Source organism: Vibrio sp. qd031 (assembly GCF_002100145.1).
In the GTDB taxonomy this organism is placed as follows: Bacteria; Pseudomonadota; Gammaproteobacteria; order Enterobacterales; family Vibrionaceae; genus Vibrio.
This window is the reverse complement of sequence record NZ_JXQD01000025.1, coordinates 42,948-69,227: the sequence shown is the minus strand read 5'-3', so window position 1 is coordinate 69,227 and position 26,280 is coordinate 42,948. Positions and strand designations below refer to the sequence as shown.

At 45.8% G+C, this 26,280-nt stretch carries 24 protein-coding genes; 8 read left to right on the top strand and 16 right to left on the bottom strand.

What is annotated here, in order from left to right:
- Positions 1–13 precede the first annotated feature (13 nt).
- A complete protein-coding gene (gene serB / locus ST37_RS12290; RefSeq protein WP_242426320.1) occupies positions 14–943 on the bottom strand; it encodes a phosphoserine phosphatase in 930 nt (309 codons plus the stop codon).
- 136 nt (positions 944–1,079) lie between these two features.
- On the opposite strand from serB, the gene ST37_RS12285 reads away from it, so the two are divergent.
- On the top strand, positions 1,080–1,676 hold the full coding sequence (locus tag ST37_RS12285) for an AhpA/YtjB family protein (protein WP_084888110.1): 597 nt from the start codon (positions 1,080–1,082) through the stop codon (positions 1,674–1,676).
- 78 nt (positions 1,677–1,754) lie between these two features.
- Here ST37_RS12285 and deoD read toward each other — a convergent pair whose 3' ends face one another.
- From deoD to ST37_RS12250, 7 genes are all read right to left on the bottom strand, one after another.
- Positions 1,755–2,468, bottom strand: a complete 714-nt coding sequence (gene deoD, locus ST37_RS12280; protein ID WP_084886799.1) for a purine-nucleoside phosphorylase — start codon at positions 2,466–2,468, stop codon at positions 1,755–1,757.
- A 72-nt stretch (positions 2,469–2,540) separates the two neighbouring features.
- A complete protein-coding gene (gene deoB, locus ST37_RS12275; RefSeq protein WP_084886797.1) occupies positions 2,541–3,761 on the bottom strand; it encodes a phosphopentomutase in 1,221 nt (406 codons plus the stop codon).
- Between the two features lie 18 nt (positions 3,762–3,779).
- Entirely contained in the window at positions 3,780–5,108 is a 1,329-nt protein-coding gene (deoA, locus tag ST37_RS12270) for a thymidine phosphorylase (protein ID WP_084886796.1), read from the bottom strand.
- Positions 5,109–5,167: 59 nt separating this feature from the next.
- Positions 5,168–5,944, bottom strand: a complete 777-nt coding sequence (gene deoC, locus ST37_RS12265) for a deoxyribose-phosphate aldolase (RefSeq protein WP_084886794.1) — start codon at positions 5,942–5,944, stop codon at positions 5,168–5,170.
- 60 nt (positions 5,945–6,004) lie between these two features.
- On the bottom strand, positions 6,005–6,175 hold the full coding sequence (locus tag ST37_RS12260; RefSeq protein ID WP_084886792.1) for a DUF1427 family protein: 171 nt from the start codon (positions 6,173–6,175) through the stop codon (positions 6,005–6,007).
- Positions 6,176–6,351: 176 nt separating this feature from the next.
- Entirely contained in the window at positions 6,352–7,596 is a 1,245-nt protein-coding gene (locus tag ST37_RS12255; protein WP_084886791.1) for a NupC/NupG family nucleoside CNT transporter, read from the bottom strand.
- 250 nt (positions 7,597–7,846) lie between these two features.
- The gene (locus ST37_RS12250) at positions 7,847–8,614 is read right to left on the bottom strand and encodes a TatD family hydrolase (RefSeq protein ID WP_084886789.1); all 768 of its coding nucleotides are present in this window, start codon (positions 8,612–8,614) and stop codon (positions 7,847–7,849) included.
- Positions 8,615–9,032: 418 nt separating this feature from the next.
- Between ST37_RS12250 and ST37_RS12245 the strand changes: the two genes are divergently transcribed.
- The 4 genes from ST37_RS12245 (at position 9,033) to ST37_RS12230 (ending at position 13,907) form a co-directional block, all read left to right on the top strand.
- Positions 9,033–10,031, top strand: a complete 999-nt coding sequence (locus ST37_RS12245) for a BMP family ABC transporter substrate-binding protein (protein WP_084886787.1) — start codon at positions 9,033–9,035, stop codon at positions 10,029–10,031.
- Between the two features lie 197 nt (positions 10,032–10,228).
- Positions 10,229–11,803 (top strand): ABC transporter ATP-binding protein, encoded by a 1,575-nt coding sequence (locus ST37_RS12240; protein ID WP_084886785.1) that lies wholly within the window; start codon positions 10,229–10,231, stop codon positions 11,801–11,803.
- Complete coding sequence (locus ST37_RS12235) at positions 11,800–12,939, top strand: ABC transporter permease (protein ID WP_084886783.1); 1,140 nt, start codon at positions 11,800–11,802, stop codon at positions 12,937–12,939. Before ST37_RS12240 ends, ST37_RS12235 begins: the two co-directional genes overlap by 4 nt.
- Positions 12,940–12,941: 2 nt before the next feature.
- On the top strand, positions 12,942–13,907 hold the full coding sequence (locus ST37_RS12230) for an ABC transporter permease (RefSeq protein ID WP_084886781.1): 966 nt from the start codon (positions 12,942–12,944) through the stop codon (positions 13,905–13,907).
- A 219-nt stretch (positions 13,908–14,126) separates the two neighbouring features.
- Here the strand turns inward: ST37_RS12230 and prfC are convergent, their stop codons facing one another.
- From prfC to ST37_RS12205, 5 genes are all read right to left on the bottom strand, one after another.
- Positions 14,127–15,707, bottom strand: coding sequence for a peptide chain release factor 3 (gene prfC / locus ST37_RS12225; protein WP_084886779.1), 1,581 nt, complete (start codon positions 15,705–15,707; stop codon positions 14,127–14,129).
- A gap of 267 nt (positions 15,708–15,974) precedes the next feature.
- On the bottom strand, positions 15,975–16,466 hold the full coding sequence (rimI, locus tag ST37_RS12220) for a ribosomal protein S18-alanine N-acetyltransferase (protein WP_084886777.1): 492 nt from the start codon (positions 16,464–16,466) through the stop codon (positions 15,975–15,977).
- Positions 16,466–16,882, bottom strand: coding sequence for a DNA polymerase III subunit psi (locus ST37_RS12215; RefSeq protein WP_084886775.1), 417 nt, complete (start codon positions 16,880–16,882; stop codon positions 16,466–16,468). Before ST37_RS12215 ends, rimI begins: the two co-directional genes overlap by 1 nt.
- 11 nt (positions 16,883–16,893) lie before the next feature.
- The gene (locus tag ST37_RS12210; RefSeq protein ID WP_084886773.1) at positions 16,894–17,397 is read right to left on the bottom strand and encodes an N-acetyltransferase; all 504 of its coding nucleotides are present in this window, start codon (positions 17,395–17,397) and stop codon (positions 16,894–16,896) included.
- The gene (locus ST37_RS12205) at positions 17,381–17,905 is read right to left on the bottom strand and encodes an SCP2 sterol-binding domain-containing protein (RefSeq protein ID WP_084886771.1); all 525 of its coding nucleotides are present in this window, start codon (positions 17,903–17,905) and stop codon (positions 17,381–17,383) included. The genes ST37_RS12210 and ST37_RS12205 overlap by 17 nt, the downstream gene beginning before the upstream one ends.
- Before the next feature lie 202 nt (positions 17,906–18,107).
- Here ST37_RS12205 and ST37_RS12200 point away from each other — a divergent pair, with 202 nt between their 5' ends.
- The 3 genes from ST37_RS12200 (at position 18,108) to ST37_RS12190 (ending at position 22,155) form a co-directional block, all read left to right on the top strand.
- Positions 18,108–20,147: an EAL domain-containing protein gene (locus tag ST37_RS12200; RefSeq protein WP_084886769.1), complete on the top strand. Its 2,040-nt coding sequence runs from the start codon at positions 18,108–18,110 to the stop codon at positions 20,145–20,147.
- Positions 20,148–20,250: 103 nt separating this feature from the next.
- Positions 20,251–21,264, top strand: a complete 1,014-nt coding sequence (locus tag ST37_RS12195) for a peptidase U32 family protein (protein ID WP_084886768.1) — start codon at positions 20,251–20,253, stop codon at positions 21,262–21,264.
- A 12-nt stretch (positions 21,265–21,276) separates the two neighbouring features.
- Positions 21,277–22,155: a U32 family peptidase gene (locus ST37_RS12190; RefSeq protein ID WP_084886766.1), complete on the top strand. Its 879-nt coding sequence runs from the start codon at positions 21,277–21,279 to the stop codon at positions 22,153–22,155.
- A gap of 72 nt (positions 22,156–22,227) precedes the next feature.
- Here ST37_RS12190 and nlpI read toward each other — a convergent pair whose 3' ends face one another.
- From nlpI to rpsO, 3 genes are all read right to left on the bottom strand, one after another.
- Positions 22,228–23,103 carry a lipoprotein NlpI gene (gene nlpI, locus ST37_RS12185; RefSeq protein ID WP_277922150.1) on the bottom strand — a complete coding sequence of 292 codons (876 nt, stop codon included), beginning with the start codon at positions 23,101–23,103 and terminating at the stop codon, positions 22,228–22,230.
- A gap of 158 nt (positions 23,104–23,261) precedes the next feature.
- A complete protein-coding gene (pnp, locus tag ST37_RS12180; protein ID WP_084886764.1) occupies positions 23,262–25,388 on the bottom strand; it encodes a polyribonucleotide nucleotidyltransferase in 2,127 nt (708 codons plus the stop codon).
- A gap of 299 nt (positions 25,389–25,687) precedes the next feature.
- Positions 25,688–25,957, bottom strand: a complete 270-nt coding sequence (gene rpsO / locus ST37_RS12175; RefSeq protein ID WP_084886761.1) for a 30S ribosomal protein S15 — start codon at positions 25,955–25,957, stop codon at positions 25,688–25,690.
- Positions 25,958–26,280: the final 323 nt, after the last annotated feature.

Below are 26,280 nucleotides of genomic sequence, written 5' to 3'. Positions count from 1 at the left end.
TATGCGCGCTAAATTAGTACCAACGCTGTTGTTTAATGAGGCCAGCACTGAGTAAACAGATCAACCCGCCTAGTCCCGCTTGATTGATCGCAACTTGAGCTTGCTGACGCACTTTGGGCTTTGCCTTAAACGCGACACCAAGACCCGCTTTATCCATCATTACCAGATCATTCGCACCGTCACCGACGGCAATCGTGTTGTGCTGGTCAATATCATATTTGACCGCTAGCTCGTCTAGAATATCCGCTTTGGTTTGCGCAGACACAATGTCACCTAGCACCTTGCCCGTTAATTTACCGTCTTTGATTTCCAGCTGGTTGGACCGTGCATAATCGAGTTCGAGAAGCTCTTTTAAGTGATCAGAAAAGTACGTGAAACCACCTGAGGCGATGGCTGTTTTCCACCCAAAGTCCTGTAACGCGTTTATGGTTTCGGTAAGGTCGGGCATCAGAGGTAAGGTTTTGCGAACTTGAGATAGGATAAATTCATCCGCACCTTCCAACTTAGCCACTCGCTGGCGTAGGCTTTGCTCAAAGTCTAACTCACCTTGCATAGCAAGTTCGGTAACCGCAGAAACCTCTTCGCCAACACCCGCTAGCGCGGCAATTTCGTCGATACACTCAATTTGAATGACCGTTGAGTCCATATCAAAGACAACCAATCCGGTATTATCCAATTGGGGCAGATCACTGAGCGAGGCACAATCTAACTTCAACGCATCAACAATCGATGGAGCTGCTGCGGGAAGCTCTCCGTACATTAGAGCAACTTCGTACTTTCCGACTTTCCAGACGCGCGTGATAAACACGTCTTGGCGTATATGCTGTTCAATATCTTCAAAGTTGGTCGGCGACAGGTGCTCGCCAAAGATAACCCAGTTTGACTGCTTTACATCATGACGGCTTGCCCGAATGACTTCTGGAAAGCGTCGAATTAACGGCATCGACTTTTTACAAGCCAGTTGTGATGAACCATCCATATTGCGTATTTATTCCCATTTATCTTAACTCTTCTGGCTAGTTAACCTGCTTGACTATAAAATGGCAAGAGGCAATTTCAGATTAGACCGCGAGCAACCAGTGAATCAATCTCTTTTCTCTATTAGAAATGTCATCCGTATCATCGCTATAATTGGCGTAATCGCCTCTTTTGCGGTGATCGTCAACAACAGTGTTGTCATCAGTCGCGGAAACCAAGCTATCCAATCCAAGCAGTTGAGTACTCTTTCTAATTTACTGGTCTCGCAGGCTTCTTTATCTGCCGGTGATTTCATTACTAACAATGAGCAAGAGCGCCTACTTACGCTCACCCATCAACTGGCCAGTAACTCTTTGGTTTTGGATGCCACCATTTACGATGCCGAAGGCGTTAAACTGGCGGCAAGTGACAATGCGCTAAATGCAATGGATGCAACCGGACTAACAAGCCCATTGGGCACAATAGCGATTGGTCGTCAGCAGCTGATAGAACCCATTTACAACAATGAAAGTGTGGTGGGTTTCGTGCGCATAACCTTTGAAAAAGGGCGAGTTACGGCATTCTCAGACCATCATTACCGTAACAGCGACCGCTACATGTCATTAATGATCCTACTGAGCTTTGCCAGCGGGATCGCGCTGACGCTGCTTATGCACAGCAGCCGCCGTAAAAAGATCCGCAGCTGGTTCAGTCATTAATACCAATATCTCTAGACAATAAAAAAGCCGAACTGAATACATCCAGTTCGGCTTTTTATTGTCTAGGTTAGGACGCGATTAGTCGCCTAATAGAACAGAATCTAGTGCAATTTCCATCATTTCATTAAACGTTGTCGCACGCTCATCTGAAGTGGTTTGCTCGCCTGTTTTAATGTGATCCGATACAGTACAAATTGCCAGTGCTTTTGCGCCATACTCAGCAGCAACACCATAGATGCCTGCGGCTTCCATTTCAACACCAACGATGCCGTACTTATCAAGTACATCAAACATGTCTGGATCTGGCGTGTAAAACAGCTCAGCCGAGAACAAGTTACCCACTTTAACATCGATGCCTTTCGCTTTTGCGGCTTCGACGGCATTGTGCACCATGTCGTAATCTGCAATCGCAGCAAAGTCGTGATCTTTAAAACGGATACGGTTCACTTTTGAGTCAGTACAAGCGCCCATTCCAATAACCACATCACGCAATTTTACGTCTTTGCTTACTGCGCCGCAGCTACCAACGCGGATGATCTTCTTCACGCCAAAGTCTTTAATTAGCTCAGTCACATAGATAGAGCACGATGGAATACCCATACCATGGCCCATGACCGAAATCTTACGACCTTTGTACGTACCAGTAAAACCGTACATATTACGTACGTCACAGACTTGAACGACGTCGTCTAGAAAAGTGTCTGCGATGTATTTTGCACGAATTGGGTCGCCAGGCATCAAAACAACGTCAGCGAAATCACCCATTTCTGCATTAATATGTGGAGTAGCCATTCAAATATTCCTTGTTAAATTGTTGTTTGTCGGCGCAAAAGCGCCGTTGCTATTACTTAAATTGAGAGCGTTTTATAGAAAGTTTTTACCGTAGTCCATGTCACTGATACCAAAATGGCTTGCCAGTGATTGACCAATGTCTGCAAAAGTATCGCGTAGACCTAAAGAGCCTGCTTTCACCTTTTCACCGTACACCAATACTGGGATATGCTCACGGGTATGGTCAGTACCAGGCCATGTAGGATCGCAACCATGGTCGGCGGTTAAGATAAGTAGGTCATCGGCTTTTAGAAGACCGTAAATCTCCGGCAAGCGAGAATCGAAGTACTCGAGCGCTGCCGCGTACCCTGCAACATCACGGCGGTGGCCGTAAGCTGAGTCAAAATCAACAAAGTTAGTAAACACAATCGAGTCATCGCCGGCGTGTTTAACTTGCTCTAGCGTTGCATCAAATAGTGCTTCTAGCCCTGTTGCTTTTACTTTATCGGTGATCCCGCAATTGGCGTAGATGTCGGCAATTTTACCTATAGAAATGACTTTACCCTGCTTTTCATCCACCAACTTCTGAAGCACAGTGGCTGAAGGTGGCTCAACAGATAGATCTCGACGGTTTCCGGTACGTTCAAACGCCCCCGCTTTGTCACCAACAAATGGACGCGCGATTACGCGGCCAATGTTGTAGTCTTCCAATTCTTCACGAACAATGTGGCAAAGGTCCAATAGGTTCTGCAGCCCATAAGTCTCTTCATGACAGGCAATTTGGAATACCGAGTCAGCCGAGGTGTAAAAAATAGGTTTGCCGGTTTGCATGTGTTCTTCGCCTAAGTCATCCAACACTTGAGTACCGGATGCATGGCAGTTCCCTAGATACCCAGGTAGATTGGCACGCTTAACGATTTTATCGAGTAACTGTTGAGGAAAACTATTTTGCTTGTCGCTAAAGTAGCCCCAGTCAAATAGCACCGGTACGCCTGCGATTTCCCAGTGACCTGACGGCGTGTCTTTTCCTGAAGACAGCTCAGCCGCATGCCCGTAAGCGCCTATAATGTCGCTCGCCGGATCCATACCAAGTGCATAGCTGCCTGTTGATTCTTGGTGCGCAAGAGTAAGACCTAGCATGCTCAAATTAGGTAGACGCAGTGGTCCTTTTCGCGTGTCACTGTCGGCTTTTCCTTCAGCACAGGCTTTCGCAATATGGCCCATGGTATCTGAACCCACATCGCCAAAATCGACAGCGTCTTTTGAAGCGCCGATGCCAAACGAATCTAAAACTAAAATAATTGCACGTTTCATAACAAATCCTTCCTGTGTTTATACGTCGCTTGCACGAATTTTTCGGTAAACATCAGGCGTTGATGCGTAACTCGTACCTATTTCAATGGCCTGTTTTAGCTCATTCGCGGCTTGTTGCCATTGTTGTTCATTTCGAGCATGAATGGTGGCTAGTGGTGTTTGAGTGGTCACTTGTTCACCCAATCGAACAAAACCATCAAAACCCACAGCGTAGTCGATGGTGTCAGTGGCTACGCGTCGTCCACCGCCCATACCTACCACCGCCATGCCAATAGCACGAGTATCCATAGCGGAGACTGTGCCGGCAGTATCGGCAAAGACAGGTTTAACCACCTCTGCCGTGTCTAAATAATCATCGTAGCTTTCGATGAAATCAGCAGGGCCACCAAGGCCATGCACCATGCGTCCAAATCTCTGTGCAGCTTCGCCACTGTCTAGAGCATGATCGAGTTTCTGACGGGCTTCCTCTTCAGTCTTAGCTAAATTACCCAGTAGCAGCATTTCGGTGCAGCTGGCCATGGTAATTTCGTAGAGACGGGGGTTTTTATATTCCCCAGTTAAAAAGCGAACGGCTTCACGCACTTCAAGCGCATTACCGGCAGATGACGCCAAGACTTGGTTCATATCGGTAAGAATGGCCGTGGTGTTTGTACCTGCACCGTTGGCAACCGCCACAATGGATCTCGCTAACTCTTCCGATGCTTCGTAGGTTGGCATGAATGCGCCAGAACCCACTTTAACATCCATGACTAAGGAGTCTAATCCTGCCGCCAACTTTTTAGATAAAATCGATGCCGTAATCAAAGAGATGTTATCGACGGTTGCCGTAATGTCACGGGTCGCATAAACACGCTTATCAGCAGGAGCAAGATCGCCCGTTTGGCCAATAATTGCAACACCTGCTTTTTTAGTGACCTCACCGAACACTTGGTTATCTGGGGTAATATTGTACCCTGGAATGGACTCTAACTTATCTAACGTACCACCTGTATGCCCCAAGCCGCGACCCGAAATCATCGGAACAAAACCGCCACATGCTGCCACCATTGGGCCAAGCATTAATGAGGTTACGTCTCCTACACCGCCCGTTGAGTGTTTATCAACGATAGGGCCATCAAAACCCATATGATCCCAATTGATCACCATGCCCGAATCACGCATTGCACAGGTTAGTGCGATACGTTCATCCATGGTCATTTCTTGGAAAAAAATCGCCATGGCAAATGCGGCAATCTGGCCTTCAGAGACCGTATTTTTAGCCACACCTTGAATGAAGAACTGGATCTCTTCACGAGTCAGCACTTCTCCATCGCGCTTTTTGCGAATGATTTCTTGAGGTAAGTACATAGATTTATCCAAAACAGGAAATTGGCAACAGCGAGCATTCGTCACTGCTGCCCAAACGGTTAGTAAGCTGTTGGGTCCGCTTTTTCGTCAGAAACGTCTAGCGTGTTTAATAGGTTCGTTAACAGACTAGAAGCACCAAAACGGTAATGTCGTGCATCGACCCAATCGTCACCAAGAATCTCATCGGCCATCGCAAGGTAGGCGGCTGCGTCATCAGCTGTGCGAACACCACCAGCAGGCTTAAAGCCAACAGATTGCGCTACGCCCATATCGCGAATAACTTCAAGCATCATGCGCGCGTATTCTGGCGTTGCATTAACAGGCACTTTACCGGTCGATGTCTTAATGAAATCCGCTCCGGCTTTAATTGAAATTTCAGACGCTTTCTTAATAAGAGCTTCTTCTTTCAACTCACCGACTTCGATAATAACTTTAAGTAGGGTGTCGCCACAGGCTTCTTTACACTGTTTAACCAGCTCAAAACCTAATGACTCATCGCCGCCAATAAGTGCACGATATGGGAAAACCACATCCACTTCATCGGCACCATAAGCAATAGCCGCTTTGGTTTCAGTCACGGCGATTTCGATATCATCATTACCGTGAGGGAAGTTCGTGACGGTCGCAATACGTACATCAGGTGTGCCTTGCTCGCGCAATGTTTTTTTGGCAATTGGGATAAAGCGCGGGTAAATACAGATTGCAGCGGTGTTACCTACTGGAGACTTGGCTGCATGACACAACTCGATGACCTTCTGGTCAGTGTCGTCGTCATTTAGGGTCGTCAAATCCATCAATTTCAGCGCTCGCAATGCTGCTGCTTTTAGTTCGCTCATTCCACTCTCCACTTAAATTCTTTCTGTTTAAGGTTGCTCGTTTAGTGCAACCTGATTCAATTAGCTAAAGAAACGTTCCACGATCCATTGGTAGCTCATGCCACCGATGTAAACACCAACAATACCCATGACACCGGATAATACTGGTGGAGCAGGAATAGGTAGCTTCAATGCCGAGAAAATCAGCCCACATACCAAACCTGCTGCCATGGCCATTAATACTTCACTCATAGTTAAATTCTCATTTTTTTATTGTCTAAAAGTATAGTGCGAAACCAAACAAGGGTTGGCCCCTTCACATTAAAGCAAACGGTTTGTATCTCAAAAAACCTTCAACTTTACTTGCTTGGCTGCACTTAAGTTACTTATTTTGCTGAATAAGCCCCGTTGTGCCGGGGCATTTATAATTAGAACGAGATGAACAGACCCGCAATGGTTGCCGCCATCAAGTTTGATAACGTACCTGCGATTACCGCCTTAACACCCATCTTTGCAATGTCGTGTCGGCGCGTTGGTGCAATACTGCCCAAACCACCAAGCAAAATAGCGATCGAAGACAAGTTAGCAAAGCCGCACAATGAGAACGAGATGATTGCCTTAGTTTTCTCAGAAAGAATGACTTCAGCGCCATCACCCAAGTAAGGGGCGAACTGTGAGTAGGCAACAAATTCGTTGGCTACAGTCTTAAGACCGATGAACTCACCCGCAATAACCGCTTCTTCCCATGGAACACCAATAAGGAATGCTAGCGGCGAGAAAATCCAACCTAGAATAAACTCAAGTGTCAGTTCAGGCATACCAAACCATCCACCGATGCCACCTAGCATGCCGTTGATCAATGCAATAAGACCAATAAAGGCTATCAGCATTGCACCCACATTTAGAGCTAGACCAAGACCTGAAGTGGCGCCTTCAGCAGCGGCATCAATAACATTAACAGGCTTATTTGCGCTGTTGTCTGAAATGTCTGTAATTTGATCAACCGGCTTGTCGGTTTCTGGGATCATGATTTTTGCAAACAATAAACCACCTGGTGCTGCCATAAATGACGCTGCAACCAAGTATTCAATTTTAACACCCATCGCCGCATAGCCCGCAAGTACACCACCTGCAATTGACGCTAAGCCACCACACATAATGGCAAATAGCTCAGACTTGGTCATTTTAGGAACGAACGGACGTACCACAAGCGGTGCTTCTGTCTGGCCTACGAAAATGTTTGCAGCAGCAGACATAGACTCAGCTTTAGATGTCCCTAGCGCTTTGTGCAATCCGCCACCAATGATTTTGATGACCCATTGCATAACGCCTAGGTAATAAAGAACAGAAATCAACGCAGAGAAGAATATTAGGGTTGGTAGTACTTGGAACGCAAAAATGAAGCCGATGCCATCGACTGAAAAGTTGACCAAGCTACCAAACAAGAACGCTGTACCGTCCGCGCCGTAATTGATGACATTAGAAACACCATCAGAAATGCTTTTTAGGATGTCTTTACCCCAAGGAACATAAAGGATAAATGCCCCTAGGATAAATTGGATGGCGAACGCGCCCCCAACAGTACGTAAGTTAATTGCTTTTCGGTTGTCTGACAGCAAGAATGCGATGCCTAGTAGCACCACTATGCCGACAAGACTCATTAAAATGCTCATGATTAAGTTGCCTATTTTAGTTGGTTAATGGCCAGAGATAAGTATGGTTTAAAAAATTTTCAGCGGGATTATAAGAACCCAGATTTAGACTAAATGTGACGAGTAGCACATTTCGCGCGGCATTATACGAGGCAAACGTTTAAATAAAAAGTGGCAATCACCAAAAATGTTGTTTTAGTGCTATGGAGAGCGGAAATTAGACATTTTTATTCTACAAACAGCTAAACAAATATAAAAAAGGCGTAAGACATCAAGCATTTCGTCTAATAACCATACAAGAACTTTTATAAACCGCGTCTATTACTGTTTTTGTTGATTCCTGCCTTAGTGCGGCAAAGTGTTTAGCGACTTCGATGACGTCCAGTGGTGTCGCATCGCCTTTTCTATGACCAGGTAGTGGCATATCTGGTGCGTCCGTTTCAAAAACAATCGCTTGCAGTGGGAGTTTAGTGAGTGCTTCTCTGAGCGCACTGGCTGACGGCCACATGAAACTCGCCCCAACTCCAAGCTTAAATCCCATATCTATATAGGTAGAAGCTGTTTTGTAATCACCCGTAAAAGCGTGAATCACCCCGGCTTGGTTCAATGCCGCTTGTTTTAGCATGGGTAAAAGACGATGGTGGCGTTTAACACAATGAACCAATACAGGTAATTCCACTCTTTTTGCCAACAATAACTGCTCGCCAAAAATGTGCTCTTGCTGGTCATCATTGCTATAGCGACCATCTAAGCCAATCTCGCCAATGGCGCTAATGGCATGCCGATGGGTTTGCACAAGATTGGTCAATCGTTCAATCGAATCATTTTGAGCAGGAAGAAAGCACGGATGAATCCCTAAGGCGCAATAAACTTGATCTGGGTATAACTTCCCAAGTTGTAAAACTCGCTGCCAATTTGAGGGACCGATTGAGGGGACGCAAATATGAGAAACCTGCTTCATCTGCAGCTTTTTTAACCATTGGTCGAGTTGAGCGTCAAAAATTGGGAAATCTAGGTGACAATGCGTGTCGAAGTACATCGGTGACAACTCTTTGACGAGGAATATCTAAGGATAAACAGGGTATATTTTGAACGCAAACGCTAAAATGAATATTTATTAAACAATTTGCTGTGTTTTTTTTCACCTCCCCCACCCCGTCAATATTGAGCTAGATCACATAAAATTGTATTAAAGTAACCGCTGTATACATAAAAATTTGAAGCTAATCGTTTTTCTATAAGGAATTCACGTAATTAGCTTACAGGGTAGGTCTAGTAAAGTGAGTTCAATCTCACTTTAATTCACGCCATAAAAGTGTAAAATCCCTGTCAATTCGGTGCGGGTTGCTCTTTTTCATTCAATTTTAATTGTTTGACCGCATACGAAGAAGTTTTTGACTCCACGTACAGTCTGTGAGTCAACAAGGAAATAACTTCTTAAAACTAGGAATTGTCTCGTGAAAAAACTCACTACTACTCTTTCTGCAGTTGCGCTTTCTATTGCGTCTTTCACTGCACTAGCAGATGCTAAACCAGCCGTTGTTTATGATACAGCTGGCAAGTTCGACAAATCTTTCAACGAAGCGGTTTTTCGTAACGGCGTTGAAGAATTCAAAAAAGACAAAGGCGTTGATGTTCGTGAATTCGAACCTCAAAATGAAGCACAACGTGAGCAAGGTCTACGTCGCCTAGCTAGTCGTGGCTTTAGCCCTATCGTTGCTGTTGGTTTCAACATGGCATCAGCCGTTGAAAAAGTGGCGACAGAATACCCAGATATCAAATTCACAATCCTTGATATGGTTGTGGACAAGCCAAACGTTCAATCTATCGTTTATAAAGAGCACGAAGGTTCGTTCCTTGTTGGTGCACTTGCAGCGAAAGCGTCTAAAACAAACACTGTTGGTTTCATAGGCGGCATGGACATCCCTCTAATTCGTAAGTTTGCATGTGGTTACAAGCAAGGTGCTGTATACGCATCTAGCGACATCACCGTACTAGAAAACATGACAGGCTCTACACCTGCAGCGTTTGCAGATCCAGCGAAAGGTTCTGAGCTTGCTAAGTCTCAAATGTCTAAAGATGCTGATGTAATCTTTGCAGCAGCAGGCGGTACTGGTCTTGGTGTTTACCAAGCAGCAGCGGATGCGGGTAAATATGCAATTGGTGTTGACTCAAACCAAAACCACCTTCAATCAGGCAGCATGCTAACGTCTATGGTTAAGAAAGTAGGCGTATCTGCTTACGGTTCTTGGGAAGAAGCGATGGAAGGCACTTGGGAGCCAGGTATTAAGGTTCTAGGTCTTAAAGAAGGCGCTGTAGAGTGGGCTTACGACGAGCACAACAAGCCACTTATCACAGCTGACATGGAAGCGTACGCAGCAGATCTTCAGCAAAAAATCATTGCTGGCGAAATCTCTGTACACGACTACATGGCTGACAACACTTGTAACATCTAATCACACTCGTTGATTATTAACGCCGCTACTCCGGTTGCGGCGTTTCTTCTCGATTACTATCTCGCTAACTCTTTTGAATTAATGACCCATTAACACGCCAGATAATGGCAAGATTACCGCACAAAGTGCTGTAAAAGAGTTAACCAGATAGAAAATTTTCAGCCTGAGATAAGCACTTAAAAGTATTGGATAAAAGCATGAGCACAGCGAATACTGACTTTGCCATAGAACTGAATGGAATCAATAAGCGATTTGGCGCAGTCCATGCCAACCGCGACATTGATCTCCAAGTTCCACTAGGCACTATACACGGCATCATTGGAGAAAATGGTGCTGGTAAATCAACCCTAATGAGCATCATTTACGGGTTCTATCACGCAGACAGCGGCACCATGAAAGTCAATGGACAGCCGTTTTTGCCATCAAACTCGCAAGAAGCTATTTCATCAGGGATCGGAATGGTTCACCAACACTTTATGTTGGTGGATACCTTTACGGTTTTAGAAAACATCATTCTAGGCGCAGAGGACGGTTGGAAGCTGTCTGAAAGCTTGGGTGCTGCGCGTAAGAAACTAAAAGCGATTTCTAAAGAGTACGGACTAGAGGTCCCATTAGACGCCATCGTAGGAGAGTTGCCGGTTGGTCTGCAACAACGCGTTGAGATCTTAAAAGCGTTATACCGCGACGCGCGCATTCTTATCTTGGATGAGCCAACGGGCGTTCTTACACCGCAAGAAGCCGACCACCTATTTAGAATTCTAGATAAACTACGTCAACGTGGCACTACAGTGATGATTATCACGCACAAACTGCGTGAAGTGCTCGCGATCACCGACAATATTTCGGTGATGCGTCAAGGCACCATGGTATCGCACGTAGTGACTAAAGACACCGATCAAGAGCAGCTTGCTGAACTGATGGTCGGGCGTAAAGTTCGCCTAAAAGTAGAGCGCAGTCCTGCTGAACCGAAAAAAGAACTGATCACCGTAAAAGATCTTTCCTTTATTGATGACGCTGGTGTTGAGCGCGTGCAGAAAGTGAACTTCTCGGTTCGTGAAGGTGAAGTTGTTGGCATCGCGGGTGTATCAGGGAATGGCCAATCTGAGATTTTGGGTCTGCTATCAGGTATTTTGCAACCTGCATCTGGTGAAATTAAGTTAAACGGCAATACCATTGATGCCAATAACCTTAAAGATCCCCAAGAAGTTCGCGCAATCGGTGTTGGCCACATTCCAGAAGACCGACATAAACAAGGTTTGATTAATAAGTTTGACGCAAAAGAAGCGTACATCCTTGGCTACCACAATCTGCCGGAATACAACAAAGGCTTGCTGCAAGATAAAGCTGCCATTCTTAAAGCGTGTCAAGAGAGCATGGACAAGTGGGATGTTCGTCCACAAGATCCGCATCTGAAAACAGCAAACTTCTCTGGTGGTAACCAGCAGAAACTGGTCATTGCACGTGAAATGGAACAAAACCCTGATGTGCTGTTGGTCGGTCAACCGACCCGTGGTGTTGATATCGGTGCAATTGAGTACATTCATAAACAAGTCATTAATGCCCGTGACAATGGCAAAGCCGTGTTACTGGTATCGACTGAATTAGACGAAATCCTCAATCTATCGGATCGCATCATCGTTGTATTTGATGGCACTATCGTTGGTGAAGTTTCAGCAGAACAAGCCGATGAGAAGACACTTGGTCTGATGATGGCAAACATTATGCCTGAACATCTTAAAGACCAGAATAAGACTCAAGGAGAGGTATCATGAGTCAAGCAAAAGTCCCTGCATGGGTCACGGTAGGCTTACTTCCTGCCATTAACGTATTCGTCGCCTTTTTGGTTTCGGCGTTCCTGTTTATGTACATCGGTGTAAGCCCTGTAGAAGCCGCTAAAACAATGTGGATTGGCGCATTTGGTTATGCGGAAGGTTTTGGGTATACCCTCTATTACGCAACCGGCTTTATCTTTACTGGTCTTGCGGTCGCGGTCGCGTTTCACGCTAACCTGTTTAACATTGGTGGTGAAGGTCAAGCCTACATTGGTGGTTTAGGCATCGGCCTGGTTTGTCTGACCTTAGGTGAATACGCGCCTTGGTTTATTACTATTCCAGTTGCGTTAGTGGCGGGCGGTTTATTCGGTGCTGCTTGGGCATTTATCCCTGCGTACTTACAGGCCAAACGTGGTTCGCACATCGTTATCACAACCATCATGTTTAACTTTATTGGTTCGGCATTGATGGCTTACCTATTGGTCAACATTCTTAAGCCAGACAATACGATGGCAGCAGAAAGCCGTGTATTTGCGGTAAGCAGTTGGTTACCAAAAATGCATGAAGTATTGGCTGTGTTTGGTATGCAAGTCTCGCCAAGCCCTCTCAATATTAGCTTTATCTTTGCTCTGCTATGTTGTGTATTCGTGTGGCTATTCATTTGGCATACCCGCTGGGGTTATGCGATTCGCTCTATCGGCTCTAACGCCACTGCGGCAAGCTATGCTGGCATCAGCTATGTCAAAGTGATCGTTGTGACCATGCTAATCTCTGGTATGTTGGCAGGCTTCTTCGGCCTCAACGTATTACAGGGCGAGCTTCACCAAGTAAAGCTGGGCTTTGTTGAAGGCTTCGGCTTCACGGGCATCGCTGTAGCATTGATGGGGCGTAACCACCCTATCGGTATTTTACTTGCGAGTCTTCTATTTGGTTTCTTGTACCAAGGTGGTGCAGAACTTAGTTTTGAATACGGTATCGACCGCAACATCGTTGTCGTTCTTCAAGGTTTAGTTATCTTGTTCTCAGGTGCCTTAGAGTTCATGTTTAAACCTAGCTTAGAGCGCACATACCTCAAGCTGTTTGGCTCTAAAAAAAGCTCTAACAACATGGACAAGTCTAAAGAGGGAGCGGCTTAATTATGTTTGAGACTATTATCTTAATGTTGGATGCAACCATTCGTGTTGCTACTCCACTTATCTTTGCCTCGCTAGCAGGTATGTTTTCTGAACGCTCTGGTGTTGTAAACATTGGTCTTGAAGGTAAGTTATTAGGCTCAGCCTTTACCGGCGCTGCTGTTGCTTACATGACAGGCTCGGCGATGCTTGGCCTTTTCGCTGGCGTATTAGTGTCAGTACTACTGTCGCTTATTCACGGCTTTGCCTCCATCACTCACCGTGGTGACCAAGTTGTCAGTGGTATGGCGATCAACATTTTGGCGGCAGGTTTAACCGTAACGCTTGGCCGTCACTGGTTTAGCCAAGGTGGTCAAACTCCAGCGCTATCAGGTGATGCTCGTTTTGCACCAATTTACTTCCCTGGTGCCGATGCGATTGCCGATGTGCCGGTAATCGGATTGATTTACTCAGAACTTTTGAGCGGGCGCACCCTGATTGAGTACATGCTGATTATTGCTGTACCTCTATGTTGGTTTGTGATGTTTAAAACGCGCTTCGGACTGCGTTTGCGTGCAGTGGGTGAATCACCATCTGCGGTAGATACTGCAGGTATTTCAGTGGTTAAAATGCGTTACAGCGCTCAAATCATCTGTGGTATTTTGGTCGGTATCGGTGGTGTTTACCTATCGGTTGCACAAACGGCTCAGTTCATTCCAAATATGTCTGCGGGTAAGGGATATATGGCTCTAGCAGCGCTTATCTTTGGTAAATGGCGACCGTTCACAGCCCTTGGCGCCTGTCTACTGTTTGGCTTCTTAGACGTCATGGCAATACAGTTGCAAGGTAAGACATTGGGTGGTTACGAGATCCCTGTTCAAGCTATTGAAGCGGTTCCTTATATCCTTACCGTAGTCCTTCTAGCAGGCTTCATGGGTAAATCAGTCGCTCCTAAAGCGATTGGCGTTCCGTACAGTAAAGAACGCGAGTAGCGTTAATACTTAAAGATTTAAAACGGCGACCTGATGGTAGCCGTTTTTTTTGGCTATGAATAATTGGTGGGATCAATGTAATCAAGCTAGGTCGAGTTATTGATTCTCATGAGCTGTTGGTTCTCATAAGCGGGGTTATCTTTTCATGCTGCTCTACCTACAAGACACAAAAAAGGGCAGATGACTCTGCCCTACTGTTTTGCTATCTATACTAGAACATTAGTGCTCGCGCGTTGCTCTAAACTGAATATCGGGAAAACGCTCTTGCGCCAAGTTCAAGTTCACCATAGTCGGAGCAATGTAAGACAGGTTATCGCCCCCATCTAACGCTAGGTTCGCTTGGCTCTTACGTTTAAACTCATCGAGCTTCTTCTCATCGCCACTCTCAACCCAACGAGCGGTCGCTACATTGACGCTTTCGTAAATCGCTTCAACGTTGTACTCAGACTTAAGACGGGCGACAACCACATCAAACTGAAGTACACCCACAGCGCCAACGATCAGATCGTTGTTTTGCATAGGACGGAACACTTGAACCGCGCCTTCTTCTGAAAGCTGCACTAACCCTTTAAGCAACTGTTTTTGCTTTAAAGGATCACGCAAGCGAATGCGGCGGAACAGCTCAGGAGCAAAGTTAGGAATACCGGCAAATTTGAGTGACTCACCTTGGGTAAAGGTGTCACCAATTTGAATGGTTCCATGGTTGTGCAAGCCAATTATATCGCCAGCATAAGCAAATTCTGCGCGAGAACGATCACCTGCCATAAAGGTCACGGCGTCCGATACATTGATGTTTTTCCCCATGCGGACATGGTTCATCTTCATACCCTGCTTATAAGTGCCCGATACAATACGCATAAATGCAATGCGGTCACGATGCTTAGGATCCATGTTTGCTTGAATTTTAAACACAAAGCCAGAGAATTTTTCTTCTTTCGGGTCAACCGCACGCTCATTCGCTTGACGAGCTTGAGGCTCTGGACACCACTGTGTCAGTCCATCCAGCATATGGTCTACGCCAAAGTTACCCAAAGCAGTACCAAAGAAAACGGGGGTCAGTTCACCAGCTAGAAACAACTCCTGATCAAATTCAGGACAGGCACCGATAACAAGCTCCAACTCTTCACGTAATTGCTCAGCCAAATCTTCGCCCACAGCGTCATCAAGTTCCGAGTTATCCAGCCCTTTAATCACGCGTTTTTCTTGAATAGTGTGGCCTTGTCCAGTCTCATACAAAATCGTTTCGTCACGATGAATATGGTAAACACCTTTAAATTCTTTACCGCTGCCAATTGGCCACGAAATTGGAGCACAAGAAATCTTCAGCTCTGCTTCAACTTCATCCAGCAGCTCCATAGGGTCGCGAATATCACGGTCGAGTTTGTTCATGAAAGTAACGATAGGCGTATCACGCAGACGAGTAACTTCCATCAACTTACGCGTACGATCTTCGACACCTTTTGCGGCATCAATAACCATTAGACACGAGTCAACGGCGGTAAGAGTACGATACGTATCTTCCGAGAAATCTTCGTGTCCTGGAGTATCTAATAAGTTAACTAGCGCATCGTTGTAAGGAAACTGCATAACCGAGGTCGTTACCGAGATACCACGCTCTTTTTCCATTTCCATCCAGTCGGATTTTGCATGTTGATTTGAACCACGGCCCTTTACGGTACCTGCCGTTTGGATTGCGCGTCCAAATAACAGCACTTTTTCTGTAATGGTGGTTTTACCCGCATCCGGGTGAGAGATAATGGCAAACGTGCGGCGTTTGCTCACTTCTTGTTGAAATGACATAAATAAGTCCTGTCGTTGATTGGCCAATGAATGTTGGCCTCAAACAATATGTAAATACGGTACAAATGGGGATGCGGTTGGATTACATGCGACTGTCCAAAGCTTAGTTACCTATTTTGTGTGCGCGGATTATACCCAAGTTGCACACTAACCTAAAGCGTCAATTAATATCGTGTGTATGGGAAAATCGACTGATTTGTTGGCGTCATCCAAGCAGGAAACGGTAATACTGGGTTAACGGTTTAGACCGGCTAATAGGAGTGGAGGCTAAAAACCAGAAAAAGCTAAGGTAAGGCACATAACAATCGCGTCTTCCTTACCTTGTTGGGTAGGGTAATAGTCTTTACGACGATCGACTTCATGAAAGCCTTCAGACTCGTACAGCTTGATTGCTGCAACGTTACTTTGCCGCACTTCCAGCCATAGTGTTTCAGCGTCGGCAGCTTCGCTTTTCTCAACTAACGACTCGAGTAGTAGTCGACCGACACCTCGACCTTGACACGGCTTCGCCACCGCAATGTTAAGCAGCGAAACTTCACCGACAATATTCTGCGCATAGAAGTAGCCAAGTAATCTGTTTTGCTTATCGAACAAACCAAAATTACACGCACCACGTCCGTCAAAATTGTTCAACATTGAGGTTTTCCACGGGTGCGTGTGGACCTCGTTTTCGATAGCGATTATTGCGCTACTGTGAGACGTATTAAGACGAACTAGCTGGGTATCTTCAGCAATAATTGGGGAAGCTTGGGTGCTCATTAAGCAGCCTTGTACGATTTAATTTGATTCCACAATTCACGGCGCATCTCGACATCGCTCATCAGCAATGAAAGCGGCTGAGACTTCAACACGTTGACATTTTTAACCGGTGTTGAGCTGCTTCCACAGAACCACACCCACTCTATGCCATCCAAACAGACTTGCAGAAGATCATCGGCCATTACTCGCTCCGCCTGCTCTAATTCAAGCGGTAGGGTGGCTAATATTTTTTGTAGATAAGACAGTTCGTCTGCGTTAGGAGGCGTGTTGGCAACCAGCAATAACTTGCAGCCTTCTGAAGGTACAATGGAATGATTATCGGTAACATCAAAAAACTTAGACTCACGCACCGAATAGAGGTCAATCCCCATTTCTTGGAGCATGGCTGATTCTGTGATTAGTGTGTGATCGTTCATAACTACTGCAATTATTCGGTATCAAACTCAGGGAAATACGACACTTCACCCTGATGCTGCGCGACGCTGTTTGGCAAGAGTTCGTTAATTTGAAACTCGCTGGTTGCAGCGTGTCGATTACAACTTAGACTAAATGCGTCAGCCGCGACAAATCCGCTTTGCTTGTAATAAGCATCATCACCGACCACCACACAGACTGGATACCCTAGCTCGGCGAGTGTTTCAAGACCTTCAGCAATCAGCTGTTGCCCAATGTGCTCACCTCGAGCTTCGGGAAGCACCGCGATGGGCTCTAGAGCTTGCCAGTTTAATTCCTCACCATCAATGGTCACAGCGGTAAACAGTGCATAACCAATCACCTGCCCTTCATCACTGCACGCCACCAACGACAAGGTAAAGCGTCCATTCTCGCGAAGTGACATAACCAACTCGGCTTCCGCATGAGTGGGATACGACGCCTTTAGTAGCGAATCAATAGATAGGATATCAGCCGGTGCTTCAGTTCGAATAAGCATGTGTGGTGTCCGTGGTTGGTTTCGAATCCGCCACCCCTTGCTCGACAAAATTAGCTAATTGTTTGATAGCAGTGACCAAAAAGGCGGGTAATGCATCCCAGTCTACACTGTCCATCAAGTTTTTCACCTCTAATCCCAACTCAGTGTCACCTTCAATTTGTAAGCGGCGTTGGAAAAATAGTGTATCGGGATCTTCTTTACGGCCCATTATCAGCACCAAATCATTTAAGTCGCCAGAAAAGTGCACTTGGTGCTCTGCCTGTTCAGACACCACTAATTGGTCGTCTTGATAACTGATAAACCAGTGGACATCAAGATCGCGTACTGACACTTTTAGCCATTGTTGATCTAAAAAGTCAAAATCTCCATCGTCCAATGCCTCATGAAACACTTTTTTAAGTGTTTCTAGTAGTACATTTTTTTGTATGATGGCAGGGCATAATTTGGCCGGCGGTCTAAAAATTGCTGCTGCGTTTTGCACAACATGACTACGAACTTTATTAAGCACGAAAATCCTCTACTATAGGGGTGATTTTAGAGTAGTGTACTTAAAGATCTCACTCGTTACACTGTTTAAAGTCAAATCGACCGGACTCCAATTTACGTTAAAGATTCTGATGAGTCAGTCGATAGCAATACATGTAACTTTTTGCTTCTTTTTTGCTTAGCTCTCTAAGCTTGGGACCTGTTCAAATTTTCTGGTGATATGGATGCCGTCAAAACAGCTTCACAATTGGTTTTCGTCATTTTCGCAAGAGAGTCCGTTTTTCTTTGCGGTGCTCGATCGCGATCACAACTATAGCTTTGTCAATCAGCGCTATGGTGAAATTGCGGGTTTGGATCTCGCGGAGCTAATTGGACTCAATGATCAGGACGTATTGGGTGAAAAGTTTTATCACTCAATGGCCCCCTACTACAAAAGAGGCTTTGAAGGCGAATCTCTACAAGCTGAAATTGTCATCGATGACTTGCATCTAGAGTCGAGCTTGCACTTCTGCATTACCCCGCTGCAAAGTGGTGACGATATTGAAAGCATATCATTTCATGCTGTTGATACCTCAGAAAAGCAGATACTCGCAAAATCATTACACCACTCAGAATCGAAATTCACTAAGCTGTCTGCACTGATTAATGATGGTGTTGTCATCGTCGAAAATGACGTTGTTGTGTTCATCAATGACTCGTGCAAAAGGATTCTTGGATTTACCAACAACAATGAATTGCTTGGACAACCCTTTAATCGTCTTTTTGTCGACTCACTCAGTAAACGGGCGTTCAATGTCCCACTAGAAACCTTGGTTAAGGATGAACCTCTCAACTGTTTTACCAGTAGCCACTGCCCTGTCGAACGGCATATCAGGTTAAAGGCTGACAACAGCCTGTTTTACGGTCAAGATACGTGCTTATTTTTGCTTTCAGAACAAACCACACACGACAGCGATGCACAACAATGTGAGGATCGAGAAAGCCATATTGACGCCTTAACCAAGCATTACAATCGCGCTGGGTTTACTGGTTCATTGACCAAAATGATAGAAAGCGACACCCCGTTATTGGTGCTCTATTTAGACATAGATAACTTCAAAAATGTGAACGACTCTTTAGGGCATCACGTTGGGGACAAAGTCATCGTTGAGGTGGCTCATCGCCTTCAGAAACTTCTTCCAAGTGACGCCATACTCGGTCATTTGGGGGGGGATGAGTTTGGTATTCTATTTCCTCGTCCTATCAGCGAAAAAGTCGCCGATGAGTATGCGGAGAAAATACTGGCCGAAATAAACCGACCATTCAATCTCCATCACTTTAGTAAACGGCTTGCGTGCTCCATAGGCAGTGTTGTCTACCCTGGAGACGGTGTGGACGCACGAATTCTTCTACAAAATGCCGACACAGCAATGTACGAAGCAAAAAGTCGTGGACGAAATCGCTTGATCAAATTCCATGATCAAATGAATAAAGAAGCACGCATGCGACTTTGGCTCGAAATTGAGCTACAAAAAGCACTGCAAAATAATGGATTAGAAGTGTGGTACCAACCTAAAGTTAACGCTAGAGACTTTAGCATTAATGGCGCGGAAGCTTTGATCCGTTGGAAACACCCTGTCGAAGGGTACATCAGCCCAGGCGCATTTATCCCAGTGGCTGAAAAAGCGGGTTTGATTGAAAAGTTAGGCCGCGTAGTGATGCGAGAAGTGTTCAACACCGTCAAGCGTTGGAAGTCACAACAGATTTTACCTGGCCGCGTTGCGATCAACTTATCGCCAGAGCAGTTTGGTAACCCTAAGCTGATTGAGTACATGGAAAAGTTACTCAGAACCACCAACCTACCCGCGAGTTGCATTACTTTCGAACTTACCGAAAGCGCAGTAATGAGCGACAGTGACCATACCATACAGATGCTTGAGGGCATTAAAAAACTCGGTTTTGCGCTGTCCATTGACGATTTTGGTACAGGATACTCATCACTGTCTTATTTGGCTCGATTCCCTATCGATGAGCTTAAAATTGACCGCGCGTTCATTAGTGAAATCGACACGCTTCCAAAGCAAGTCACCGTCATTGAGAATATCATCAATCTTGGACGTTCTTTAGGGCTAACCGTCGTTGCAGAAGGGGTTGAAACTCGAGAGCAAGCGACACTGTTGTCCAATCTCAATTGTCACTCTATCCAAGGGTTTCATTTTTATCGTCCTCAACCAAAACACGAAGTCGAACAGCTTCTGTTACAAAACCTACGCCATAAAAAGTGAGTCTTTTTTACGCAAACTCACTGTAAACCTGTTGGACATCAAGGCCTGATCAAAAAATGGCTCTACTATTTCGTTCAGCATGTTTAATTATGGATAGGTTGAAATGGAATTACTTTGCCCTGCCGGCAACTTACCAGCACTAAAAACAGCCATAGATTATGGCGCTGATGCGGTCTATATCGGCTTTAAAGATGACACCAACGCACGTCACTTTGCTGGGCTTAACTTTACTGGTAAGAAACTCGACAAAGCCGTTGACTATGTTCACCAGCACAACAAAAAAATCCACGTAGCACTCAATACTTTCGCTCATCCTGATGGGTTTTCCCGCTGGACCGACGCCGTTGATCGAGCCGCCGCTGTTGGCGTTGATGCACTCATTGTTGCTGACATTGCGGTTTTAGAGTATGCAGCAACTCGCTACCCAGACTTAGAGCTTCATCTTTCGGTACAAGCGTCTGCAACCAATGCTGCCGCTGTTGAGTATTACACGAACAACTTTAACGTGAAGCGCGTTGTCCTTCCTCGCGTATTATCTATTCATCAGGTTAAACAGCTGTCCCGTTCTATTCCAAAGTCTGTCGAGCTTGAAGTCTTTGCCTTTGGAAGCCTTTGCATCATGTCAGAGGGGCGCTGTTACTTATCTTCCTACATGACAGGAGAGTCTCCTAACACTGTTGGAGCATGCTCACCGGCTAAATATGTTCGTTGGCAAGAAACCGAGCAAGGCTTGGAGTCTCGACTCAATGACATTTTGATAGATCGCTATGCCCACGGTGAGAATGCAGGCTACCCTACACTGTGTAAAGGTCGCTTTAATGCCGAGCTCGACGGTGAGGTTAAAACCTATCACGCCTTAGAAGAGCCTACTAGCTTGAACACTCTAGCCATGCTTCCTGAGCTGTTTGCAGCAAATGTTGCCTCGGTCAAAATCGAAGGTCGTCAGCGCAGCCCCGCTTATGTTGAGCAGGTTACTCGCACATGGCGAGCAGCCATCGATCGTTATCTCGCAGACCCAACAAACTACCGTGTAGAAGAAGCATGGAATAACACATTGGCAAACGTCTCTGAGGGCTCTCAGACGACGTTAGGTGCTTATCATCGTAAATGGCAGTAGAGGAGAATACCCATGAAATACGCACTCGGTCCACTGCTCTACTTTTGGCCAAAACAGAATGTTTTTGATTTTTATGATCAAGCTGCCAGCAGTGAAGCTGACATCATTTATCTGGGCGAGACTGTTTGTTCAAAACGTCGTGAAATGCGTCCCAATGACTGGATGGAAGTAGCCAAAAACCTCGCTGGTGAAGGCAAGCAAGTGGTGCTCTCTACTATGGCGCTGCTTGAAGCGCCAAGTGAGCTGAAAGTCATGCAAAAGTACATTGATAATGGCGAATTTATTATCGAAGCCAATGACGTATCTGCGATTCAACTTGCACATCAAAAACGCGTTCCCTTTGTGGTTGGCCCTGCGGTGAACACCTACAATGCCAACACACTTAAGCTGTTTTTGTCGCAAGGTATGACGCGTTGGTGCATGCCGGTTGAATTGTCAAAAGAGTGGCTATCACATACGCTGGAACAGTGTGAACAGCTTGGTATACGTGATCAGTTCGATATCGAGATCTTTGGGCATGGCTACCTTCCTTTGGCCTATTCAGCGCGATGCTTTACCGCACGAGCCGAAAACAAGGCAAAGGATGATTGTGAAACCTGCTGCATCAAATACCCAACAGGGATCCAAGTTGACAGTCAAGAGGGTCAGAGTGTGTTTAACCTCAACGGTATCCAGACTCAATCAGGCTACTGCTATAACCTGGTAAACGATGTCCCTGCAATGAAAGACGTGGTTGATGTGGTGCGCTTGAGTCCTTTAGGCGTATCGACCTTCCAGCAACTCAAAGCCTTCATCAATAATGAACAGGGTGAGCAGCCACAAACACTTGATGATCGTCAATGCAATGGCTATTGGCATCAACTGGCCGGTTTAGACATTAAAAATATTTAAAACAAAAAGGCAACTCAATGAGTTGCCTTTTTTCTGCGTTATGTGACTTGTTTTAAGGTTTTTATCCAGCAACTACTTTCGCTGCTCGGTAACCTGATTAAAGATACGACCTAGTTCCAAAAACGAATAGCGGTGTTCAACATATTCGTAGACATTGAACGACAACGCGAGCTTATACAGGGAAATAGCATTGCCGAGCTCGTTATCCAAATGGTAACGTTTTCCAAGATAAAAATAGGCCTCGGTTAGGCGTTGTGCGAGCTCTTCGTTACTTTGTGCGCCTTCAACAATGGTCTTAAATGCTTCTTTCTCTGGGACTTCATCCAGCATGATCGCCACGAGCATCCAGCTCCATTCACTGGTTCGATCTTCATAGCGCTCTAAAAGGTGCTGACGAGCGAGTTCTGGGTCTTGCTCATATTCAATCACGTACAGCCAGATCGCTCGAAAAGGATCACTTGAGTCTTGCTCGTAATGTTTAACCATCGCCTCTTGAGCAAGCTCAATGCGATCGCCATAGTAAAGCGCAATCGCTCGATTTCGCTCGGCATAGTAATTTTTTGGGTCAAGCTCTAGTGTTGAATCGAAGGCATCGTACGCGGCATCGAACTCGCCAATCTGAGTAAAGTAGACACCTAAGATGTTAAACACATCTGGCTGTGCAGGATTGAGAGAAAGTGTTTGATTGAAATCCAAACGGGCTAAATCACGCATACCCAGTGTGTCGTACAGCATGCCGCGCTCGTAGTGCATTTTCGCGCGGACAGCATCGTCTAGATCTTTGCGCAGCAATAATTGAGAGATTCGAGCAATATGAATTTCTTGTTGTACCGTTGGCTGTAGCGGTACTGCCATTGGTGGATAAGCCCACCCAGTTTGTGAACCGGGACTCGAGCACCCTGCCAACACCATAACAAGCCCTAATAAGGCGACAATTCTTAGCTTCACATCATTATCCTTTTAATTAATCGCTCCATGGGCAACCAGCAACACTGACTGTATTAAGTCTAGCGGGTCCTAGTTAGATGCCTAATATAAAAAAAAGAGGAGCATCAATGCTCCTCTTTATACCACGCTTTATCAGTTAAATATCAAAAATTTAACTTTTATTCCGCGTCGGCTGCTGGTGCGTCAGCGGCTGGTGCTTGTTCTACCGCTTCTTTCATGCTCAAACGAACACGGCCTTGACGGTCGATTTCAAGAACCTTAACGTTTACTTCTTGACCTTCTTGCAAGTAATCAGACACTTTCTCTACACGCTTATCAGCGATTTGAGAGATGTGTACTAGACCATCTTTACCAGGAAGGATCGTAACGAAAGCACCGAAGTCAGCAAGGCGAGCAACTTTACCTACGTAAATGCGGCCCACTTCAACTTCTGCAGTGATCTCTTCGATACGACGAATCGCTTCTTTAGCAGCAGCGCCTTCAGCAGAAGCAATCTTGATAGTACCGTCATCTTCGATTTCGATGGTTGTGCCAGTCTCTTCTGTAAGAGCACGGATCACAGCGCCACCTTTACCGATAACGTCTTTGATCTTCTCAGCGCTGATCTTCATAGTGTGAATGCGCGGAGCGAATTCAGAGATATCTTCACGAGCACCTGAGATAGCTTCATCCATTACAGATAGGATGTGCTTACGTGCACCTTGCGCTTGGTTAAGTGCAATTTGCATGATCTCTTTAGTGATACCTTCGATCTTGATGTCCATCTGTAGAGCAGTGATACCTTCGTTAGTACCGGCTACTTTAAAGTCCATGTCGCCAAGATGATCTTCGTCGCCAAGGATGTCAGAAAGGACAACAAAGTCGTCGCCTTCTTTCACAAGACCCATTGCGATACCCGCAACAGACGCTTTGATTGGTACACCTGCATCCATAAGAGCAAGAGAAGTACCACATACAGAAGCCATTGAAGATGAACCGTTAGATTCGGTGATTTCTGATACAACACGTACAGTGTATGGGAACTCATCTACAGAAGGCATTACTGCCGCAATACCGCGTTTTGCCAATTTACCGTGGCCGATTTCACGACGCTTAGGAGAGCCTACAAAGCCAGTCTCACCCACACAGTATGGAGGGAAGTTGTAGTGTAGAAGGAAGTTATCTTTACGCTCGCCAGTTAGCTCATCGATGATTTGTGCATCGCGTTGAGTACCTAGAGTCGCTGTTACGATAGCCTGAGTTTCGCCACGAGTGAACAGTGCAGAACCGTGAGTACGTGGAAGAACACCAGTACGTACGTCTAGAGCACGAACCATGTCTTTTTCACGACCATCGATACGTGGGTTGCCAGCAATGATGCGGCCACGTACTACTGTTTTCTCTAGATCGTGGAAGATCGCGTGTATCTCTTTAGGGTTAAGCTCTGCGTCTTCAGCAAGAAGAGTCGCTTTTACTTCGTCACCGATCTCATGGATGCGGTCATAGCGAGCCATTTTTTCAGTGATTTGGTAAGCTTCTGTTACTTTTGCTTCAGCAAGTTCAGCAATCTTGTTTTTCAGCTCTGTGTTTTCCGCTGGAGCAGTCCAATCCCAAGAAGGTGTTGCAACTTCAGCAGCAAACTCGTTGATCGCCTTAATAACAACTTGTTGTTGGTCGTGACCGTAAACAACCGCTGAAAGCATTTCTTCTTCAGTTAGGTTGTCCGCTTCTGACTCAACCATTAGCACAGCGCCTTCAGTACCAGAAACCACTAGGTCAAGCTTAGAGTTTTCTAGTTCAGTGATGCTTGGGTTAAGCACAAGTTGACCATCGATGTGACCAACACGTGCCGCACCGATTGGGCCGTTAAACGGAGCGCCAGAGATTGCAAGCGCAGCAGAAGTACCGATCATGGTAACCATGTCAGGCTGTACGTCTGGGTTAACAGACATGACTGTTGCGATAACTTGAACTTCGTTTTTAAACGCGTCTGGGAAAAGTGGACGGATTGGACGGTCAATTAGGCGAGCTGTAAGAGTTTCGCCTTCAGAAGGACGGCCTTCACGCTTGAAGAATCCACCTGGGATTTTACCTGCAGCGTAAGTACGCTCTTGGTAGTTAACCGTTAGAGGGAAGAAGTCTTGACCTTCTACCGCTTCTTTTTTCGCTACAACTGATACGAATACAGACGTATCGTCCATTGTAACCATAACGCCTGCTGTCGCTTGACGAGCAATGATGCCAGTTTCTAGGGTAACGGTGTGGTTACCGTACTGGAACGTTTTAACAACTGGTTTTTCGAACATTTCGATTCCTTGTTTCTAAGCTTAGCTTAGAGCTTGTAGTATTGACTCAACACATTACGAATCGCGACTAGTCAAAACATCCTTAAAAGGTGCTGCTCGATATAAGGCAGTTTTGAGTAGTCGCGACCTTTTGGTCGACATCGGTGACTGTAATGCAGTGAGCGTTTGTTTCCGCTGCGACACGCAGAGGAAGTCGGGACGTAGTATAAACCACATTGCCCGATAAGTGCAGAATTTAGGTCATAAAAAAAGGGGCTTTAAGCCCCTTTTCATACAAACTGTTCTAATGCTTACGCCAATTAGCGACGTAGACCTTGACGTTTGATTAGGTCGTGGTAGCGAGCTAGATCTTTACCTTTAAGGTAGTCTAGAAGCTTACGACGACGAGAAACCATACGTAGAAGACCACGACGGCTGTGGTGATCGCCTTTGTGCGCTTTAAAGTGACCTTGAAGGTGGTTGATAGAAGCAGTTAGTAGTGCTACTTGTACTTCTGGTGAACCAGTATCGCCTTCGCTTTGAGCGTATTCAGCAACGATTGCTGCTTTAGTTTCTGCATTCAGAGACATAATTCTCTCCTAAAGAGTTAGTGTATCAATGTGTGCCAGCCAATCTCTGATTCAGCCGACACGAGAGCGGCGTATTATACGGGATTGCAGTTGGGATGCAAGCGGGTTTTGTTTGCGGAAAAGCAGGACGCTTCGCTTCGAGGAGCGAGGACGTCACTGCGTGACTGCGAGACGCTTTTCTGGCGAAAAGCTTCGAGGCAGAAGGGCGCTTCGCTTCGAGGTGCGAGGGCGTCACTGCGTGACTGCGAGGCGCTTTTCTTACGAAAAGCTTCGAGATAGAAGGGCGCTTCGCTTCGAGGTGCGAGGGCGTCACTACGTGACTG

Bases quoted from the DNA above. Each gene is read 5' to 3' on its own strand.
- prfC (WP_084886779.1), bottom strand. From the start codon at position 15,707: ATGTCATTTCAACAAGAAGTGAGCAAACGCCGCACGTTTGCCATTATC.
- ST37_RS12250 (WP_084886789.1), bottom strand. From the start codon at position 8,614: ATGTACTTCGACACGCATTGTCACCTAGATTTCCCAATTTTTGACGCT.
- ST37_RS12210 (WP_084886773.1), bottom strand. From the start codon at position 17,397: ATGCTTATTCGAACTGAAGCACCGGCTGATATCCTATCTATTGATTCG.
- ST37_RS12200 (WP_084886769.1), top strand. From the start codon at position 18,108: ATGCCGTCAAAACAGCTTCACAATTGGTTTTCGTCATTTTCGCAAGAG.
- ST37_RS12255 (WP_084886791.1), bottom strand. From the start codon at position 7,596: ATGAGCATTTTAATGAGTCTTGTCGGCATAGTGGTGCTACTAGGCATC.
- ST37_RS12230 (WP_084886781.1), top strand. From the start codon at position 12,942: ATGTTTGAGACTATTATCTTAATGTTGGATGCAACCATTCGTGTTGCT.
- rimI (WP_084886777.1), bottom strand. From the start codon at position 16,466: ATGAGCACCCAAGCTTCCCCAATTATTGCTGAAGATACCCAGCTAGTT.
- pnp (WP_084886764.1), bottom strand. From the start codon at position 25,388: ATGTTCGAAAAACCAGTTGTTAAAACGTTCCAGTACGGTAACCACACC.
- ST37_RS12190 (WP_084886766.1), top strand. From the start codon at position 21,277: ATGAAATACGCACTCGGTCCACTGCTCTACTTTTGGCCAAAACAGAAT.
- deoB (WP_084886797.1), bottom strand. From the start codon at position 3,761: ATGAAACGTGCAATTATTTTAGTTTTAGATTCGTTTGGCATCGGCGCT.
- ST37_RS12235 (WP_084886783.1), top strand. From the start codon at position 11,800: ATGAGTCAAGCAAAAGTCCCTGCATGGGTCACGGTAGGCTTACTTCCT.
- rpsO (WP_084886761.1), bottom strand. From the start codon at position 25,957: ATGTCTCTGAATGCAGAAACTAAAGCAGCAATCGTTGCTGAATACGCT.
- ST37_RS12215 (WP_084886775.1), bottom strand. From the start codon at position 16,882: ATGAACGATCACACACTAATCACAGAATCAGCCATGCTCCAAGAAATG.
- deoA (WP_084886796.1), bottom strand. From the start codon at position 5,108: ATGTACTTACCTCAAGAAATCATTCGCAAAAAGCGCGATGGAGAAGTG.
- deoD (WP_084886799.1), bottom strand. From the start codon at position 2,468: ATGGCTACTCCACATATTAATGCAGAAATGGGTGATTTCGCTGACGTT.
- ST37_RS12260 (WP_084886792.1), bottom strand. From the start codon at position 6,175: ATGAGTGAAGTATTAATGGCCATGGCAGCAGGTTTGGTATGTGGGCTG.
- ST37_RS12240 (WP_084886785.1), top strand. From the start codon at position 10,229: ATGAGCACAGCGAATACTGACTTTGCCATAGAACTGAATGGAATCAAT.
- deoC (WP_084886794.1), bottom strand. From the start codon at position 5,944: ATGAGCGAACTAAAAGCAGCAGCATTGCGAGCGCTGAAATTGATGGAT.
- serB (WP_242426320.1), bottom strand. From the start codon at position 943: ATGCCGTTAATTCGACGCTTTCCAGAAGTCATTCGGGCAAGCCGTCAT.
- ST37_RS12195 (WP_084886768.1), top strand. From the start codon at position 20,251: ATGGAATTACTTTGCCCTGCCGGCAACTTACCAGCACTAAAAACAGCC.